The sequence below is a fragment of the Eubacterium ramulus genome (assembly GCF_003122485.1).
Lineage (GTDB): Bacteria > Bacillota > Clostridia > Lachnospirales > Lachnospiraceae > Eubacterium_I > Eubacterium_I ramulus_A.
The window spans coordinates 1-2,827 of the sequence record NZ_JRFU01000225.1; the positions used below are offsets into that span (position 1 = coordinate 1).

Annotated in this window: 4 protein-coding genes; all 4 read right to left on the reverse strand. The window is 41.2% G+C overall.

What is annotated here, in order from left to right; translation table 11 throughout:
• Window positions 1-234 precede the first annotated feature (234 nt).
• On the reverse strand, window positions 235-549 hold the full coding sequence (locus tag LG34_RS15895) for a YbjQ family protein (protein WP_109216946.1): 315 nt from the start codon (window positions 547-549) through the stop codon (window positions 235-237).
• 178 nt (window positions 550-727) lie between these two features.
• Window positions 728-1,585, reverse strand: coding sequence for a hypothetical protein (locus LG34_RS15900; protein WP_109216947.1), 858 nt, complete (start codon window positions 1,583-1,585; stop codon window positions 728-730).
• A complete protein-coding gene (locus LG34_RS15905; protein WP_109216948.1) occupies window positions 1,579-2,277 on the reverse strand; it encodes an ABC transporter ATP-binding protein in 699 nt (232 codons plus the stop codon). The genes LG34_RS15900 and LG34_RS15905 overlap by 7 nt, the downstream gene beginning before the upstream one ends.
• Window positions 2,267-2,644: a GntR family transcriptional regulator gene (locus LG34_RS15910; protein ID WP_109216949.1), complete on the reverse strand. Its 378-nt coding sequence runs from the start codon at window positions 2,642-2,644 to the stop codon at window positions 2,267-2,269. The genes LG34_RS15905 and LG34_RS15910 overlap by 11 nt, the downstream gene beginning before the upstream one ends.
• Window positions 2,645-2,827: the final 183 nt, after the last annotated feature.

Consider the following 2,827-nt stretch of genomic DNA (forward strand, 5'->3'; position numbering starts at 1 on the left):
GCGCTGACCAGAATCACGCACCAAGTCTCACGTGCGTTCGACTTGAACATGCAGGCTAAGACGCCTCGCCTGATGAAAAATATGGGATTCTCTATTTTCGTTACGACTTTCTTTTTTCAAGTAACATGCTCACTCACACCACATAGCACGCAAGTTCTATGTTTTTTTACTTGTGCTACATTTTTGTTTTTCAAGGAACATATTCTCTCACACCAGCTAAGCGCCAGTTATACCTTAGTGTATGAACTTAACAGCGGTACCATATGCAATAACTTCAGCTGCTCCCTGAATGATTGCGGATGTGGCAAAACGTACGTTTACGACTGCATCTGCGCCCATCTGCTCTGCTTCTCCGATCATCCGGTGAATTGCCAGATCTCTTGCTTCGTTCATCATCTCTGTATATGCTTTCATCTCTCCACCAACCAGGTTTTTGAAGCTGGCTCCGATATCTCTGCCGATATTTTTACACTGGATGGTGCTTCCTTTTACCATTCCAAGCATTCCAAGTTCTTTTCCAGAAATATAATCTGTGTTTACTAATACCATTGTGATTCCTCCCATTTTCTAAAGTCTCTCTGTTCCCCATACAACAATCAGGGAAACTATGCCAGCTCACGCTGTCCAAAATTCCACCTCAAATCTAACATATATTTGACTTGAAACTAGTTATCTCCTGATCCTGCATATCGCTATTATAGCATAGGCTGTATGAGATGTGTGGATTTTACTCCAAATTTAATTTATTCTTCAAAAACCAGGTGGTCACAAAGAAAAATACGACACTGTAAATTGCATCTGTGATGCACTGTTTTGCCAGAATTCCGATATAACCGGCTGATGCCAGTCCGTCTCCGGCTTCAAAGAACATTCCAGCAGTGCCTCCCGCTGTCTCATTTACTGCTGCAGAACCGCTGAGCATATCAATAAGACTGATATTTGTTACCGTACCGATAATTCCCATAATGATCAGAATGATGATAAAAGTCAGTACGCTGTAAAATACTTTATGGCTCTTTGCAGCCGCACCGATTGCCATCGCAGTATAAACCAGAAGAACAATACGAACAATTTGAATAATAACTGCCACAATGGACATAATCACCTCTCCGGCACTTTCCCGGAATAATTTAAAAATATTGGTCCAGTCGATGGATGCCCAATCAATATCTGTCACTGAAAAGAGACCATTGCCAAGCATACCTGTCAGTACAAGAACGAATATGGATACGAACAGTACCGCAATACTCAGTAAAATCCAGATCAGTGAGCTGATTACTTTTGATGCAACTAGCATCCAGGTTGGAACTGGAAGGGTATGCATCAGATAACCTTCCCCTTTGAGCAGATTTTTATAAAAACGCTGTAGAACCATCACAATCGTTACGATCATCAATGCCACGATCAATAATCCATAGATCAGACCACTGATCACAACTGCAATGGCATTGCCCTGTGTCGCACCCAGAATCATTCCTCTGGCAATAAATCCAACTACCGCTGCCACAACCAACACAGCCAGATATAATACGCCCATCATTCTGCTGGTTGATTTTAACTCATATTTTAACAATTTTCCTAACATCTGAATACCTCCCTGAACAACTCATCTACTGATTTATGTTCTGTCTCACGGATTTCATCGACACTGCGATGAAAAACAACGCTTCCTCGATTGATAAATACTGCTTCGTCTAATACACGTTCAATATCTGCAATTAAATGTGTGGACATTACAACCAGTGCGTCCTCTGAATAATTACGGATGATTGTATTTAAAATATAGTCCCTTGCTGCCGGATCAACACCGCCGATTGGCTCATCAAGAAAATAAATTTCTGCTTTTCGGCTCATTGCCAGAATCAACTGCACTTTTTCTTTATTACCTTTTGATAATGTTTTTAACCGGTCTTTTTCACGAAGATTTAACTGTTTAAGCATTTCTTCGGCTTTTTTCCGGTCGAAGTCTGCGTAAAAATCTGCAAACATTCCAACCAGTCCGTCTATGTTCATCCAGTCCGGTAAATAATTCGCATCCGGCAGATAGGAAACAAATGATTTTGTCTCCGGTCCCGGTTTTAAGCCATTTAATAAAATTTCTCCGGATGTCGGCTGAAGCAGACCGTTTGCTGTCTTGATCAGTGTCGTCTTTCCACTTCCGTTTGGTCCAAGCAGACCAACAATCCTGCCGCTTTCCAGTGTCAGATTGACATCACTTAATGCCATTACATTTCCATAATCTTTTGTCAGATTTCTACATTCCAGTCTACTGCTCATGACTCGCTCCCTCCTTCTCCTCTCGGATCAGATCTATAATTTCCTCTTTTTCAAAACCCATATTTTTCATTTGCTGTAAAAATGTTTGTATAGTTTCCCGTGCTGTCTCGCGTTTCATTTCCTGTATTCTCCCTTCATCATCTGTCACAAATCTTCCGCTTGTTCTCTGAGAATAAACCAGTCCCATGCGCTCTAACTCTGCCAGTGCTTTCTGCATCGTATTCGGGTTGACCTCCGCCTCGCTGGCAAGATCACGCACCGACGCAAGTTTGCTGCCCGGCGTATAATAGCCGGTTGCAATTCTGTTCTGGATAATATCGATCAACTGTAAGTAAATCGATCGGTCGTTTACAAAATTCCATGCCATATCATCTTACTGTCCTTTCTTTTTATTCTATACATCTTCTGTATTATTGTACTGTTGTATTACTTGATTAATACAATAATACTCATAACCGGTTTTGTCAATACAAAATTCATATATTAATTCAAGTCGAACGCACGTGAGACTTGGTGCGTGATTCTGGTCAGCGAAAGCTGACATATTCTT